The sequence below is a fragment of the Nonlabens arenilitoris genome (assembly GCF_002954765.1).
Lineage (GTDB): Bacteria > Bacteroidota > Bacteroidia > Flavobacteriales > Flavobacteriaceae > Nonlabens > Nonlabens arenilitoris.
This window is the reverse complement of the sequence record NZ_MTPW01000001.1, coordinates 3,156,214-3,172,137: the sequence shown is the minus strand read 5'-3', so window position 1 is coordinate 3,172,137 and position 15,924 is coordinate 3,156,214. Positions and strand designations below refer to the sequence as shown.

The window sequence follows — 15,924 nt, the reverse complement described above, 5'->3', positions numbered from 1 at the left end:
CTGCCAGATAATTAGATGTAAAAAGGGTTATGATTTTAGAAAAAAGTATTGTACTTTTGCAAACCCAAATCGAGAATAAGGAAACCGATTGGGAATCAAAACTTTATAAATAATTCTTCTAAAAAAGTTCTATTAGTTTCCACGCCTTTTTAGAATACAAATTTTAATCAGCAAACAAACATGGCTGAAGACAACAAAAAAGTAGCAGAAGTTTCTACTGAAGAAACACAGGCGCACACTGCACCAACCGCTACAGCACAACAAACGAACCCAACTGAATTTTTAGATACGTTTGATTGGGAACGTTACAGCGAAGGAATCGAAAAAGTTGATGAAGATCAATTAAAAGCTTTTGAAAAGCTTGTAGAAGATAACTTTGTAGACACTATCGATAATGATGTAATGACTGGAGTTGTTATCAAGATCACAGATCGCGATGCAATTATTGACATTAACGCAAAGTCTGAAGGTGTTATCTCTTTAAATGAGTTCCGTTACAACCCAAACCTTAAAGAAGGTGATAAAGTTGAGGTTCTTGTAGATGTACGTGAAGATGCGACAGGACAATTAGTTCTTTCTCACCGTAAGGCACGTCTTATCAAGGCTTGGGAACGCGTTAACAATGCACACGATACAGGAGAAATCGTTAACGGTTACGTAAAATGTCGTACTAAAGGTGGTATGATTGTAGACGTATTCGGTATTGAAGCATTCTTACCAGGTTCACAAATCGATGTGAAGCCTATCCGTGATTATGATGCATATGTTGATAAGACTATGGAATTTAAGGTTGTAAAAATCAACCACGAATTTAAAAACGTAGTAGTATCTCACAAAGCGCTTATTGAAGCAGATATTGAAGAGCAGAAAAAAGAAATTATCTCTCGTCTAGAAAAAGGACAAGTATTAGAAGGTGTTGTGAAAAACATTACTTCTTATGGTGTATTTGTAGATCTAGGTGGTGTAGATGGATTAGTTCACATTACAGACCTTTCTTGGTCACGTATTAACCACCCTAACGAGGTTGTAGAACTAGATCAAACACTTAACGTAGTAATCCTAGACTTTGATGAAGATAAGTCTCGTATCCAGTTAGGTCTTAAGCAATTAGAGCCACACCCATGGGAAGCTCTATCTGACAAGATCAAGCCAGGTGACAACGTAAAAGGTAAAGTAGTCGTTATTGCTGACTATGGTGCTTTTGTTGAAATCGAAGAAGGTGTTGAAGGATTAATCCACGTTTCTGAAATGTCATGGTCTACACACTTAAGAAGTGCTGGTGACTTTGTAAAAGTAGGAGATACGGTTGATGCACAAGTTCTTACTATTGATAGAGAAGATCGTAAGATGTCTCTAGGTATGAAGCAACTTCACCCAGATCCATGGACAGATATTACGACTAAGTATCCTGTAGGTTCTCGTCACACTGGTGTGGTAAGAAACTTCACAAACTTTGGTGTATTTGTTGAGTTAGAAGAAGGAGTAGATGGATTAATCTACATCTCTGACTTATCATGGACTAAGAAGATCAAGCATCCTAGCGAGTTCTGCGCAGTTGGAGATAAACTGGATATAGTTGTTCTTGAACTAGATGTAGAAGGACGTAAATTATCACTAGGTCACAAACAAACTATGGATAACCCATGGGATAAGTATGAGGCTGAATTTGGAATAGGAACAACTCACGACGTTACTATTACTGATATGGTTGATAAAGGTGCAGTAGTTGAATTTAATGAAGACATCACTGCTTTCATTCCAACTCGTCACTTAGAAAAAGAAGATGGTACTAAATTGAAGAAAGGTGAGTCTGCTCAAATCCAGATTATCGAATTCAATAAAGAATTTAAGAGAGTAGTTGCTTCTCACATGGTTATCCATAAAGAAGAAGAGGCTAAGATTGTTAAGCAGGCAGCTGCAAAATCTCAAGAGTCAACTGATAAGCCTACATTAGGTGATGCAAACTCTAAGCTTCAAGCTCTTAAAGATCGTATGGAAGGTAAAGTAGCAGCTCCAGCAGCGTCTACTGAAGAAGAGTAATCTTTTACTTCTTATATATTTAATAAATCCCTTGTCTACTAGACAAGGGATTTTTTTTGTATAACACTTAACTATTAAAAATTCTGTTGTCATACTACTGTCAATAGGACCATTTTATATTCCTAGTTTTTCTTTTTAAGTGTATCTTTGTGGTTAATCAGCAGCAATTAATGAGTCAAAAATTACTTCTCAACGCGCAAGAACTGGATATTATTCTTCACAGACTGGCTTGCCAATTAATTGAAAATCATAATCGTTTTGAAAATACTGCCCTTATAGGTCTGCAACCTAGAGGTAGATTTTTATTAAACAGATTATCCGTTTTGCTACAAGAGCATTATGGAATTAAAGGATTAAATACCGGTTTGCTAGATATTACATTTTATCGCGATGATTTCCGTCGTGGAGAAGAGCCACTTAAAGCAAATTCTACGGATATACAATTTTTAGTAGAAGGTAAAAAGGTCGTAATCGTTGATGATGTACTTTATACCGGTCGCAGTATAAGAGCTGCACTTACCGCATTACAATCTTTTGGTAGACCAGCTTCTATAGAATTGCTTACTCTTATCGATCGTAGATTTTCAAGACATTTACCTATACAACCAGATTATAATGGTAGACAGGTAGATGCGATAGGTGATCAAAAGGTAAAAGTAATGTGGACAGAAAATGCTGGTGAAGATGCCGTTTACCTATTAAAAAATGAAAACTAATGAGTGAATTAAGTGTGGACCATTTATTAGGAATAAAAGACCTCACTAAAGAGGATATCCAACTTATTCATACCACTGCAGATCAGTTTAAAGAAGTGATTAATAGGCCTATTAAAAAGGTGCCGTCACTTAGAGATATTACTATTGCTAATTTGTTTTTTGAAAACTCTACTAGAACTAAACTATCCTTTGAACTAGCAGAAAAACGTCTCAGTGCAGATGTCATCAACTTTAGCGCAGCGCAAAGCTCTGTTAAAAAAGGAGAAACGCTGGTCGATACCGTTAATAATATCCTAGCAATGAAGGTGGATATCGTCGTAATGCGTCATCCTAATCCTGGTGCTGGTGTGTTTTTATCAAAACACGTCGATGCACGTATTGTAAACGCTGGTGATGGTGCTCATGAACACCCTACACAGGCTTTACTCGACTCTTATAGTATAAGAGAAAAACTAGGTACGTTAGAAGGTAAAAAGATTGTGATCGTAGGTGATATTTTACACAGTCGTGTAGCCCTTTCTAATATTTACTGTCTTCAAAAACTAGGTGCCGAGGTCATGGTATGTGGTCCTGCCACTTTAATCCCTACGCATATTGCCTCGCTAGGCGTTAAGGTAGAGTATAATCTTCGTAAGGCGCTAGAATGGTGTGATGTGGCAAACATGTTGCGTGTTCAAAATGAACGTATGGACATATCTTATTTCCCTAGTGTGCGTGAGTATGTGCAACAGTATGGAGTGAATATGGAATTGCTGGACAGTCTTAAAAAGAAAATAGTGATCATGCATCCAGGTCCTATAAATAGAGGTGTGGAGATTACTAGTGATGTAGCAGATTCTGATCAGGCTATAATATTAAATCAAGTAGAAAATGGTGTAGCCGTGCGTATGGCTGTACTGTACTTAATTGCTTCAAAAATTCAACGCAATGATTAGTGAAACGCACGATAATTATATATTACTGAGAGATGAGTACGATAACATCAATGGATTTGCTCAGTTTTTACCAACGATATTTGATCAGTTTGAAGGCAAAAATGTAATCGTAGATTTGATACAATATACGGACGCTACTTTAGCAGACTTATTACAATTTCTTGCTTTAAGTAATCAACATAGATCTACAAAACAATCGTTTGTGATGGTGAATGCCGCGTTATCAATCGACGAGATTCCTGAAGAATTAATGGTGGTGCCTACTTTGCAAGAAGCCCAAGACGTGATTGAGATGGAAGAAATTGAACGCGATTTAGGATTTTAAGCATCTAAGTCTATAAAGAACCTTATCTATTGAAGTTAACCATTCTAGGTTGTCATAGTGCAACACCTACCGCATCAACCCGACCTACATCTCAAGTGCTTGAGATAAGAGGTAATCTATTCTTAATAGATTGTGGTGAAGGTACACAAATGGCGATGCGCACTAGTCGAGTAAAGTTTTCTCGCATTAAAAACATCTTCATATCTCACCTGCATGGTGATCATTTTTTTGGATTGATAGGTGTGATATCCACCTTTTGCTTATTAGGTAGAGATACGCCATTGACGATTTATGGTCCTAAAGGAATCAGAGAAATCATTTTATTACAACTTAAGCTTACTAAGAGCTATACTACTTTTGATTTACGCTTTCGCGAAAGCGAGTCCAAAGAGTCCCAACTCATCTATGAAGACGATAAGGTAACGGTGACTACCATACCGCTGGATCATCGTGTGTATACCAATGGTTATCTGTTTGAAGAGAAACCGCTAGATCGTAAATTAGATGTTGTAGCATGTGAAGAATATGGTGTGGATCAAGCCTATTATCGCAAGGTTAAACAAGGGCATGATATTGAATTGGCCAGTGGTGAAGTAATATCTAACGATCTATTAACTTTTAATCCTGTAGCGGCAAAGAGTTATGCTTTTTGTAGTGATACGATGTACAAGCCAGATATTGTACCGATTATTAGAAATGCGACAGTGTTATATCACGAATCTACTTTTTTAAAATCACATGAAGATCTCTGTGAACGTACTAAACATAGCACGGCAGCACAAGCAGCAGATATAGCAAAACAAGCGAATGTAGGAATGCTTATACTAGGTCACTATTCTACACGCTATGGCGACTATGAATTGTTTAGAAAAGAAGCGCAAGAAATTTTCCCAACTGTAGAACTCGCAGCAGATGGTAAGGTGTTTGAGTTTTAAATGCCTCTGATTAATTGTGATTCCGAATTTATTTCGGAATCTGATCATTATAAAATTTTATCATTGTTAGATAAGAAGAAGCTGAAATAAATTGATGTTGATTGCATTGCCATTAATTTCACCAAACAAAAAAGCCTAATCGCGAGATTAGGCTTTCAGTTAAATACAATCTTTAGGAGTTTAAATCTTCTTCATTTGCTGTTTCATCATTTTGATTTGATCACCCAGCATGTTGTGCTTATCTAATTTTTTTGCCTCAGTAAGTAGAGTAGTAGCTTCACGTTTTCTACGCTTGGTCATAGCGATACCTGCCAGATTAAGTTTTGCTACCGCAAGATCTTGATCCATGCTAAGTCCTAGACTTATAGCTTTCTTAAAATACTTCTCTGCTTTGGTCATGTTTGTTTGTGAGATCATTAAGCCTTGCAAATAGTTATAGTAACCTTGTTGCTTAGTAACTAGTGCTGTTTCAGGATCTTTAATCTTTTCTAGCCATTTCATAGCGCCAGGAAAATCTTGTTTTCTAAGCTTTAAAAAAGCTAGTAAGATCATCTCATTTTTAAAATATAAGAAGATGAATATTCCAGCAAGTAGTATCAAGAAGATACCATTCATGATTTCGTTTAAAGTAAATTGATATACGGCAAACGCTACGATTAATACAGCGATGACGATTTTGATGTTTTTGTTAAACATGGTAGTTTTAAATTTAAGAATGCAAAGATATAGATTTAAGGACTACTAATATCCTATTTTAAAACACGAATGCCTGTTCCTGCTTATTAAATTTTGTTACCCATTTATTTGTCATTTATTGATTAAGTTTAAGTTATCAAGTTGTTATTTGTGCTTTTTCACTTTTATTTTCCGTTTTTTTTTTTTTTAAGTTTACAACATATAACCATATAAGCTGCAGTGATATAGAGGTTATTTGATTTAACCATGTTCCATTTAAGAGAACAAAAAAACTTTAATAATGAAAAAAATAAGCTTAATTTTAAGCATGGTATTATTTACTATGCTTATCACATCTTGTGAACAAGAAAACATTGCACAAGATAACAATGACTTTCAAAAGTCAGGAACTTTTGATGCAGAGACAACCTACTGGAGTATTCTAGGGAATACTGAGAGTGGAATGGATCAATTTGATGCTCTTACTAATGAACAAAAACAAGCTGTATGGGTGTTTAAGTATGATCGATTTATAGCAGATAATACGCTGACTATGGATCAATTAGCTGTTGTAAATGTTGTTAAAGATTATGTAAGCACGGTTGATTTTAGTGCAGAGCCAAATGAATCTAATTTAGATGCTATTGAAAGTCAATTAGCAGCAGAATTTGATGAAAACACAACATATTTTTTATTTCTTAGCTTAGAGAATGAGGCGTCTGATGTTGCTCAAAAAAGTACTGAAGATGAAAGACCAAGAAGAAGAAATCGTTTTTTTGGTTCTAGTTATTCATGGGGTGCATGTGGTCCTAATTCTAACGGTGATGGTGGTTGTTCAGAAGGTCAGTATCGCTCTTATCGTGCATTTTGGATTACAACGGTTAGAGATCAACCGGTTAGTAATGAAGACGGCACTCAAGTAACAAGAGCGTGTGAATGTTAAGATTGATATTTTTAGTAACTCTATTTTCTTTCTGTATAATAGGAAATTGTCAAATTCAGAAAAAAGTTCTTGAATTTGATAGTAATAAGCCATTAGAATTTTCTACGATTTTAGCTTGGTCTGGATCAAAGATAATTGAAGGAACATATACTGGAGAAAATGGAGTTTTTATTCTAAAAAATACGATAAGGCTAGATTCATTACAAGTTTCTAATATCGGATATGATGATTTGATCATTTCTAAGCAAGATTTTATCGATAACGATATATTTTATTTAAAACGATCTGTTCAAAATTTACAGGAAATTTTTATCTCTACAAAGCCTGCTATTGATGTTGGATATATTGATGAGAGAAACAATGGCCGCAAGATAGGAATTGGTTTATCCAGTAACATGGGAGTTTACATAGAAAACTCTCAAGAAGAGCATTTAGCGATCAGATCAATAAATTTTAAAATCCAAAAAGTATCTCAACCTATGATCTTGAGAGTAAAGCTTTATTCTGTTGATACTTTACAAAATAGAATTTATCCAGATAAGATTTTAAATAATCATGATTATCTTGTAAAGGTTGATGAACAGTCAAAAGGTCTGATTACAGTAGTAATGAATGAGGATTTAGAATTTCCTTATGAAGGTGTTTTTGTAATTATAGAAGGCTTAAAGTTCGCTGGTGAACCAATTAGATATAAGGAGAGTCTTGTTGAATTTCAAGCATTTAAAACAAGAGAAAATTTATATTTTTATAAAACAACTCATTCATCTAAATATTGGCTAGATTATAATAGGTGGGCGATAAAAGATTACAAAGATTCATTTAATCGGGAAATACCAGAAAAGTGGCTTTCAGTTCCGCTAATAGGTATCATAGTTAATTGATAGAATTCTTATTTTTACTAATGCTTTTTCATTTTTCATTTTTTTTCAAATTTGCTTAAAATCAATCGTTAGCTACAGCCACAATGATGATATTTTATTTTAACCAAATTCTCATTAGAGAAATTAAAACTTTAAAAATGAAAAAAATAAGCCTAATTTTAAGCATATTTTTTTTCACCATGTTTATCACATCTTGTGAGACAGAAACATCTGTTCAAGAAAATAATGATTTTCAAAAGTCAATAACTTTTGATGCAGAGACAACCTACTGGAGTATTCTAAGGAATACTGAGAGTGGAATGGCTCAATTTGATGCATTAACTAATGAACAAAAACAAGCTGTATGGGTGTTTAAGTATGATCGATTTATAGCAGATAATACATTAATTACGGATCAATTAGCTGCTGTAAATGTTGCTAAAGATTATGTAAGCACGGTTGATTTTAGTGCAGAGCCAAATGAATCTAATTTAGATGCTATTGAAAGTCAATTAGCAGCAGAGTTTGATGAAGATACTAAAAACTTTCTTTTACTTACTTTAGAAAATAGTCCTATTGATATTGGGGCTGCTGGTAATAATAATCAGACGGAAGGTTGTTTTTGGTGTTGGGATATCGTAAGTGTTGATCAACCTTGTCATGAAGAATTTGTTGATGGTGAGTCAATTGGGTTTTATGCAACGGTTACGTTACAAAGACGCCGATTTTTTATAGGTGGTACCAGAAGATTTCCTAATAGATTAGTTCCTTGTGAAGCTGTTGAAGACTAATCCTGAAAGAATAAACTTCTACCCTTATTATCTATGGGTAGGAGTTTTTTTCATTGCCAATATGGTAAATGCACAAGATATCTATTTCATAAAAGATATGGATACTATAAATGCGTACACGATTAGTTCTTATAAAAAAGGTAATGAAGAGTTAATTGTAGACAAAATAAACTTTAGGAAATTTGAAGAATTATTAAATAAATCAGACTCTACCTTTATCAACTATTCCTTTTATAAAGAGCAGTTGTTTACTAAAAATCTTATTGATAATTTATATTATACGCGTGCGCAGTTAAGCCTTGATACTTTAAAGTTGACAACCTCAAAAGAAAAAAAGAATTAATAATTAAAAAAGATGGTTTAAAAAATCGAAGACAGATTTTAAACGGCCAGACTCAAATGTTAGCCTTAAAGTCCGATGAAATAAGAGGAAAAAAAATTATCGCTTTAGAGTTTTACTTTATGGGTAATTTTAAAGAGTCAGGAGAAAGTTATAAAATTAAAGGAGCAGAATTTCTTCCTATTCTATCAGGAGTAACAGATTCTGATAATATTTTTATTGAAAATATAATTGAAGATGAAATTGGTGTCCAAACTATTCGAAGTAAAGGATGGTACAGAATTGATTTAGCTCAATTAGATCTCTATATTCCATATGAAGAATATTTTTGTATAGGTCTTAAACCCTTGTCTAATTCTATATCTATACCTTGGTTTAAGGTAAAAGAAGAAAATCCGATATATTTTGAAATGAAATATAGATTCTCAAATCAAGAATATTATTGGGTAATCTCTAAATTAGAAAATAACAGTAAAAAGTATGATGATTATATTTTTCCATTCAAACTAATATTGGAAGACTAAGCACTAAAAATTATTTCAAAAAAAATCACATCACCTATTGTCCGAGTAAAAAGACTTCTTATATTTGCACCCGATTAAAAATGGAGGTTAAAACCTCATTACTATATAGAGTTACAGAATATAAGCTATGGCACAAAAAAGAACATACCAACCGTCAAAGAGAAAAAGAAGAAACAAACATGGTTTCAGAGAGCGTATGGCTTCTGCAAACGGTCGTAAGGTTCTTGCGCGTCGTAGAGCTAAAGGACGTAAGAAACTATCTGTATCTACTGAATTAAGACACAAGAGATAATGATTCTCTAATTAATATATATAAGGCGTTACTTTTTATAGAAGTAACGCCTTTTTTTATGTCTCGTCGGGAAATGAGTAACACCTTAGTAATTAGTAGAAAACCTGTTTATTACTTCTCATATCTTACAGCATAACCATAAGTAAAACTGATTTTTATCAACGATATTTAAGCCACCTAAAAAAGCACCTTTATCATGCCTAAAAGAACCGATCTCAAATCCATACTTATTATAGGAAGTGGACCTATTGTTATAGGTCAAGCCTGTGAGTTTGATTATTCTGGAACACAAGCCCTACGTTCCTTAAGAGAAGACGGAATAGAAACCATTTTGATCAATTCAAATCCAGCTACGATCATGACAGATCCTAGCATGGCAGATCATGTTTATCTATTACCCTTAAACACTAATTCCATACGCAAAATTTTAAAAGAACATCCACAAATAGACGCGGTATTACCTACTATGGGTGGACAGACCGCTCTTAACTTGTGTATAGAAGCTCAAGAAAAAGGAATCTGGGAAGATCATAATGTAGACTTAATAGGTGTTAATATAGACGCTATTAATGTCACTGAAGATCGCGAACAATTTAGAAACCTGATGGGTAAGATAGGCGTAGGGATGGCTCCACAAGCTACTGCTACTTCATTCTTAAAAGGTAAAGAGATTGCACAAGAATTCGGTTTCCCATTATGTATACGTTCTTCATTTACATTAGGTGGTGCTGGTGCAGCTATCGTTTATAAAGAAGAAGATTATGATGAGTTACTAACTCGTGGTTTAGAAGCTTCTCCTATTCATGAAGTAATGATTGATAAAGCATTACTAGGTTGGAAAGAATATGAACTAGAGTTATTACGTGATGATAATGATAACGTCGTTATTATTTGTAGTATAGAAAATATGGATCCTATGGGAATCCATACTGGTGATTCTATTACAGTAGCACCAGCCATGACACTATCAGACCGCACGTACCAAAAAATGCGTGATATGGCTATTCATATGATGCGCAGTATCGGTGCCTTTGCAGGTGGATGTAACGTGCAATTTGCGGTAAGTCCAGATGAAAAAGAAGAAATCATCGCTATTGAGATCAATCCGCGTGTGAGTCGTTCTAGTGCACTAGCATCAAAAGCAACAGGATATCCTATTGCAAAAATTGCAGCAAAACTAGCTATAGGTTATACACTAGATGAACTAGATAACCAAATCACAAAATCTACCAGCGCTCTTTTTGAGCCTACATTAGACTATGTTATCGTAAAAATACCACGATGGAATTTTGACAAATTTGAAGGCTCTGACCGTACTCTAGGTTTACAAATGAAGTCTGTAGGAGAAGTGATGGGAATAGGCCGTTCTTTTCAAGAAGCATTGCACAAAGCAACACAATCGCTTGAAATTAAGCGTAACGGACTAGGAGCAGATGGAAAAGGTTATAAAGATTATAACCAAGTAATTGATAAACTAACACACGCTAGTTGGGATAGAGTATTTGCTCTATACGATGCCATTGCGATGGGAATTTCCCTAGACCGTATTCATGAGATCACAAAGATTGATATGTGGTACCTCAAGCAATTTGAAGAATTACACTCACTAGAAATTGAAATCTCTAAGTTTGATATCAATACGCTTTCGCGAAAGCTGCTACTAGAAGCTAAACAGAAAGGATTTGCAGATCGTCAGATAGCACACATGCTGGGCTGTTTAGAAAGTGAAGTTTACACAAAACGTGATGAGCTAAACATCAACCGTGTTTATAAACTAGTAGATACTTGTGCGGCAGAGTTTCCTGCGAAAACACCATATTATTACTCGACTTTTGAGGCAGAAATGGAAACCGCAGATGGGAAACGATATGCAGAAAATGAAAGTATCGTATCAGATAAGAAAAAAGTAATCGTACTAGGTTCAGGACCTAACCGTATCGGGCAAGGTATTGAGTTTGACTACTGTTGTGTACATGGTGTTTATGCAGCACAAGAATGTGGTTATGAAACCATCATGATTAACTGTAATCCTGAGACGGTTTCTACAGATTTTGACACAGCAGATAAGTTGTACTTTGAACCAGTATTCTGGGAGCATATTTATGATATTATACGTCATGAAAAGCCAGAAGGTGTTATCGTTCAATTAGGTGGTCAGACAGCCTTAAAGCTTGCAGAAAAGTTAGAACGTTACGGTATTAAAATTATGGGAACGAGCTATAAAGCACTGGATCTAGCAGAGGATCGTGGGCTGTTCTCAAAAATGTTACAAGAAAACGATATTCCTTATCCAGAGTTTGCAACGGCTACCACACCAGCTGAGGCTCTTCAAGTGGCTGAGCAATTAGATTTTCCTATTTTAGTAAGACCATCCTATGTATTAGGTGGTCAAGGAATGAAAATCGTTATTAATAAAGAAGAATTAGAAGAGCATGTCGTGGACATTCTACGTAAGATTCCTAATAACGTCCTACTGCTAGACCATTATCTAGATGGAGCTATAGAGGCAGAGGCTGATGCGATTTGTGATGGAGAGAATGTTTACATCATTGGTATCATGGAGCATATAGAACCTTGTGGTGTGCATTCTGGAGATTCAAACGCATTGCTACCACCATTTACTCTAGGTGATTTAGTCATGCAACAAATTAAAGATCATACTAAGAAGATTGCACTAGCACTGGACACTGTAGGTTTAATCAATATACAGTTTGCTATTAAAGATGATAAAGTTTATATCATTGAGGCAAATCCACGTGCATCACGTACGGTTCCTTTTATTGCAAAAGCTTATGGTGAGCCTTATGTAAACTATGCTACTAAGGTCATGTTAGGACACAATAAAGTAACAGATTTTGATTTCAATCCTCAACTAGATGGATATGCAATTAAACAACCTGTTTTCTCTTTTAATAAGTTCCCTAATGTTGATAAACGTTTAGGACCAGAGATGAAGTCTACAGGTGAAAGTATCTTATTTATAGACAGTTTAAAGGATGATGATTTTTATGAGCTTTATGCTCGTAGAAGAATGTACTTGAGTAAATAAATACTAGATTCTTAAACATTTTTAAAAACCTTGCTTTATGAAGCAAGGTTTTTTATTTTACAATAATTGTTGAAGATTATGGAAAAAGAAAATATAAACAAAGTTTTAAAGCACGCTAGAAACCTGAGAATTTTAATTATTCTTTACAGTTTAGTGTACTTGGTGTTTGCCGTTTGGGACATATATTTAAAAGACTTTTTTTCTACTAATTTCGAATTGAAAATTTATCATATATTGGTTTTAGGCCTACCGATTAAAGCATACGCCATATGGTTTGTCCTTAATATGGCGCCTAACAGAGAGCAAAACAAAACAAATAATGTATTAGGATTATTATTTTTTGGCGTTATCGGTATGTGGATGACTTATCCTCGTGAAAGGAGACTCATCAATAGGCTTAAAGCTAATAACTCTAGGTTTAGTTTAAAATCTTAATATTTGGCTTTCTATATTTTAGGAGGCTTTTTTATGTTACGCTTTCGCGAAAGCATAACAACAACTATCTTTCTATCACATTAAAATTATTGAAATGAAAAAACTATTCATTCTACTGTTTTTATTTGCAGTATCCACCTCTATTGCGCAAGATGTAGACTTAAAAGAACTTGATGCCTACATATCAAAAACAGTTAAAGATTGGGGAATTCCTGGTGTGAGCGTAGGAATTGTCAAAGATGGTGAGATTGTATTTGAGAAAGGATATGGAGTCATGGAGGTAGGCAAACGCAAATCACCGGACGAGCATACTCTATATGCTATAGCTAGTAATACAAAAGCATTTACAGCGGCTATCATCGCTCAATTAGTGGAAGAAGGAAAGCTCAATTGGGATGATAAAGTGCAGCGTCATTTACCATATTTTGAAGTTTATGATCCTACTATAAGTGGTATGATAACAGTTGAAGATTTACTGAGTCATAACGTAGGCTTAGGAACTTTTTCTGGTGATGGAATATGGTATAAGTCTGAACTAAGTACTGAAGAAGTGGTACGTCGTATAAAGTTTGTACCACAGGCTTATGAATTTAGGGATGGATATGGATATTCAAATTTAATGTTTATTACTGCTGGTGATTTAATAGAAAAAATTACTGGAAAGTCTTTTAAAGAAAATGTGACTGACCGCATTCTAAAACCGGTAGGTATGGATGATACGGTGGTTAGTGTTCAAGATTTTGGTAACAATAAAAACGTTGCTAGTCCACACGCAATGAATGATAAAAATGAGAATTATGTCATTCCATGGGTAGCCTGGGACAATGTTCAATCTACTGGTGGTATTATTTCTAGTGTTCACGATATGAGTAAATGGATGATTACTAATATGAATCATGGCGTGACAGCATCAAACGATACTTTATTCACTATTCAAAACCGTAATAATATGTGGAACTTGCATAACAGTTTTGGTGTCAATCAGGTTAAGAGGAACAGTACTGGTTCTCAGTATGCAGGATATGGTCTAGGATGGTTTCTAGGAGATTATCACGGCCATTTCAGAGTGCGCCATGGTGGTGGATATGATGGAATGATTTCTACAGTACAAATGTTGCCTGATGAAAAGCTAGGAGTAGTCGTACTAACTAATGGTCCTAAAGCGCCTACTAATGCAATTGCCTATGCTGTTTTTGATCGTTTTTTAAGTAGAGATAAGAAAGACTGGAGCACAGAGATGCTAGAAGGTTATGACAACTGGAAAAAATCAGATAATCGAATTGCTGATCGTAAATCAAAACAAATAAAAGGAACGCAGCCTACTTTAGAAAGATCTCAAATAGTAGGAACTTATCATGCTGATATTTATGGAAACTTTTATGTAAAGCAACAAGGAAAAGATCTTGTATTAGAATGGGAACACACGCCGCTATTGAATAGCCATTTAACTCATTTTAATTATGATTCTTATGAAATCAATTGGGATGAGCCGCAAGCTTGGTATTCTTTTGGGACTGTCACCTTTGAGAAAGATGCTTATGGTACAGTGACTGGTATTTCTTTTGACGTACCTAATGATGATTTTTTCTTTTATGAAATGAATGCTAAGAAAGTAGAATAAAAAATTTATAATGCAATAAAAAAAGGCCTCGCAAACAAATGTTTACGAGGCTTTTTTACCTCTTAATAATTACTTCTTGTTTAATATGGCATTTACTGAGACTTGAACTTCTTGGGCTATTTTATTAGAAACTATAGATGGGATTTCAATATCAAAATCTGCTGGTTTCAAATTAAAATTAGATTCTAATTTTATGTTTTCACCAGATGGATTCAGTAAAATCGGAAATGAAATTATTTTTTTCTTTCCATGTAATTCAATGGTTCCATCAAAAATGAATGTCGTAGAAATGTTTTGTGACAATGTATTGGCATCAAAGTCAGAAAGAGAGCCTTTAAGAATTGCTTTGGGATAATCATCACTTTCAATGTAATTTTCATTAAAATGTTCTTGCATAAGGGCAATAGGAAATCTAAATCCTTTAACTAAAGCAAGCGCAGCGATATTTCCTGTTTTCATATCTAGTACCACTGTGGTACTTTTATTAACTGCCTTAATAGGTTCAAAAGTGGGAACAGATGCTTCAAAACTTATGGATCCGGTTCTAGTTTGATATCGATCGGTTTGTGTTGAGCTAATAGATGATATACTAACTAAGGCTAAAAACGCGAGATATATAATTTTCATATTAATTTTCTAAATAACCATCAGTTTGCCACTGCGTGATCAGGTTAATACTGGTAGGTGGTAACTGACCATTTTGTGGCATGATCAATGGATCACCTATGTTTCTTGTAATTCTATCAATTAATGAGCCAGTCTCTGTACTCATACGTACATCGTCATAATTCTCTAATACTAAACCACCAGATGGACTGGTTGTATTATGGCACTGAGTGCATTGATTTTGTATGATAGGTGCTATATCCATATTGTAGGTTACTAGTTCTGTAATAGGCTCATTATCTGTAAGATCATCTGTGCTTGTATTTGTACAAGAAATAAGGATAAAAGCGGGAATAATGTATAACAGATTGTATTTCATGCAGTTAAATTTTGAGCTAAATATATACTCTTGTGATTTAATTGTTATAAATTTAAACAATATTTGTTTCAACAAATGATAAAAAAATTACTTTTTGGGTTTTTATTAATTGGTCTTATCGCCATTATCGGATACAATTATTTGTATCAAGATCATGTTGATGTTGAGCAAAGTGAATCATCAGCCTCTTTTACATCTCAAGCATTAATAGGGTTATTTACAGATCAAGATTTACAAAACGATCAGAGAGCTTTAGATCAAATAATAGAAGTAAAAGGTAAAGTAACTAATGTAGAAAAGAATACTATTATACTAGATGAGCAAATTTTTATTGAAATGGTTGCTGATCAAAAACTAAAAGAAAACCAATTAATAATAATTAAAGGTAGATGCTTAGGTTATGATGAACTTCTTGAAGAAGTAAAAATCGATCAAGCAATACTGTCGAACTAAATTAA

Annotated in this window: 18 protein-coding genes; 15 read left to right on the top strand and 3 right to left on the bottom strand. The window is 34.3% G+C overall.

What is annotated here, in order from left to right; translation table 11 throughout:
* The first annotated feature begins 180 nt into the window (after positions 1-180).
* From rpsA to BST92_RS14160, 5 genes are all read left to right on the top strand, one after another.
* Positions 181-2,040, top strand: a complete 1,860-nt coding sequence (gene rpsA, locus BST92_RS14180; protein ID WP_006795042.1) for a 30S ribosomal protein S1 — start codon at positions 181-183, stop codon at positions 2,038-2,040.
* 170 nt (positions 2,041-2,210) lie between these two features.
* Positions 2,211-2,756 carry a bifunctional pyr operon transcriptional regulator/uracil phosphoribosyltransferase PyrR gene (pyrR, locus tag BST92_RS14175; RefSeq protein WP_105072054.1) on the top strand — a complete coding sequence of 182 codons (546 nt, stop codon included), beginning with the start codon at positions 2,211-2,213 and terminating at the stop codon, positions 2,754-2,756.
* The gene (locus tag BST92_RS14170; protein ID WP_105072053.1) at positions 2,756-3,691 is read left to right on the top strand and encodes an aspartate carbamoyltransferase catalytic subunit; all 936 of its coding nucleotides are present in this window, start codon (positions 2,756-2,758) and stop codon (positions 3,689-3,691) included. Before pyrR ends, BST92_RS14170 begins: the two co-directional genes overlap by 1 nt.
* Positions 3,684-4,016, top strand: a complete 333-nt coding sequence (locus tag BST92_RS14165; protein WP_042290540.1) for a hypothetical protein — start codon at positions 3,684-3,686, stop codon at positions 4,014-4,016. Before BST92_RS14170 ends, BST92_RS14165 begins: the two co-directional genes overlap by 8 nt.
* A 29-nt stretch (positions 4,017-4,045) precedes the next feature.
* Positions 4,046-4,951 carry a ribonuclease Z gene (locus BST92_RS14160; protein WP_105072052.1) on the top strand — a complete coding sequence of 302 codons (906 nt, stop codon included), beginning with the start codon at positions 4,046-4,048 and terminating at the stop codon, positions 4,949-4,951.
* Between the two features lie 180 nt (positions 4,952-5,131).
* Here the strand turns inward: BST92_RS14160 and BST92_RS14155 are convergent, their stop codons facing one another.
* A complete protein-coding gene (locus BST92_RS14155; RefSeq protein ID WP_105072051.1) occupies positions 5,132-5,647 on the bottom strand; it encodes a hypothetical protein in 516 nt (171 codons plus the stop codon).
* A 280-nt stretch (positions 5,648-5,927) separates the two neighbouring features.
* On the opposite strand from BST92_RS14155, the gene BST92_RS14150 reads away from it, so the two are divergent.
* From BST92_RS14150 to BST92_RS14110, 9 genes are all read left to right on the top strand, one after another.
* Entirely contained in the window at positions 5,928-6,569 is a 642-nt protein-coding gene (locus BST92_RS14150) for a bacteriocin fulvocin C-related protein (RefSeq protein ID WP_105072050.1), read from the top strand.
* Complete coding sequence (locus BST92_RS14145) at positions 6,563-7,450, top strand: peptidase associated/transthyretin-like domain-containing protein (protein ID WP_105072049.1); 888 nt, start codon at positions 6,563-6,565, stop codon at positions 7,448-7,450. Before BST92_RS14150 ends, BST92_RS14145 begins: the two co-directional genes overlap by 7 nt.
* Before the next feature lie 137 nt (positions 7,451-7,587).
* Complete coding sequence (locus tag BST92_RS14140; protein WP_170061761.1) at positions 7,588-8,220, top strand: bacteriocin fulvocin C-related protein; 633 nt, start codon at positions 7,588-7,590, stop codon at positions 8,218-8,220.
* Between the two features lie 61 nt (positions 8,221-8,281).
* On the top strand, positions 8,282-8,563 hold the full coding sequence (locus BST92_RS14135) for a hypothetical protein (protein WP_146105167.1): 282 nt from the start codon (positions 8,282-8,284) through the stop codon (positions 8,561-8,563).
* A gap of 56 nt (positions 8,564-8,619) precedes the next feature.
* Complete coding sequence (locus BST92_RS14130) at positions 8,620-9,084, top strand: hypothetical protein (RefSeq protein ID WP_105072046.1); 465 nt, start codon at positions 8,620-8,622, stop codon at positions 9,082-9,084.
* Positions 9,085-9,211: 127 nt separating this feature from the next.
* A complete protein-coding gene (rpmH, locus tag BST92_RS14125; protein WP_042249657.1) occupies positions 9,212-9,376 on the top strand; it encodes a 50S ribosomal protein L34 in 165 nt (54 codons plus the stop codon).
* A gap of 196 nt (positions 9,377-9,572) precedes the next feature.
* A complete protein-coding gene (gene carB, locus BST92_RS14120) occupies positions 9,573-12,425 on the top strand; it encodes a carbamoyl-phosphate synthase large subunit (RefSeq protein WP_105072045.1) in 2,853 nt (950 codons plus the stop codon).
* A gap of 78 nt (positions 12,426-12,503) precedes the next feature.
* Complete coding sequence (locus BST92_RS14115; protein WP_105072044.1) at positions 12,504-12,860, top strand: hypothetical protein; 357 nt, start codon at positions 12,504-12,506, stop codon at positions 12,858-12,860.
* A gap of 94 nt (positions 12,861-12,954) precedes the next feature.
* Positions 12,955-14,481: a serine hydrolase gene (locus BST92_RS14110; protein WP_105072043.1), complete on the top strand. Its 1,527-nt coding sequence runs from the start codon at positions 12,955-12,957 to the stop codon at positions 14,479-14,481.
* A gap of 69 nt (positions 14,482-14,550) precedes the next feature.
* Here BST92_RS14110 and BST92_RS14105 read toward each other — a convergent pair whose 3' ends face one another.
* Positions 14,551-15,108: a YceI family protein gene (locus BST92_RS14105; protein ID WP_105072042.1), complete on the bottom strand. Its 558-nt coding sequence runs from the start codon at positions 15,106-15,108 to the stop codon at positions 14,551-14,553.
* 1 nt (position 15,109) lies between these two features.
* A complete protein-coding gene (locus tag BST92_RS14100) occupies positions 15,110-15,466 on the bottom strand; it encodes a hypothetical protein (RefSeq protein WP_235183301.1) in 357 nt (118 codons plus the stop codon).
* 75 nt (positions 15,467-15,541) lie between these two features.
* Between BST92_RS14100 and BST92_RS14095 the strand changes: the two genes are divergently transcribed.
* A complete protein-coding gene (locus BST92_RS14095) occupies positions 15,542-15,919 on the top strand; it encodes a hypothetical protein (protein WP_105072041.1) in 378 nt (125 codons plus the stop codon).
* Positions 15,920-15,924: the final 5 nt, after the last annotated feature.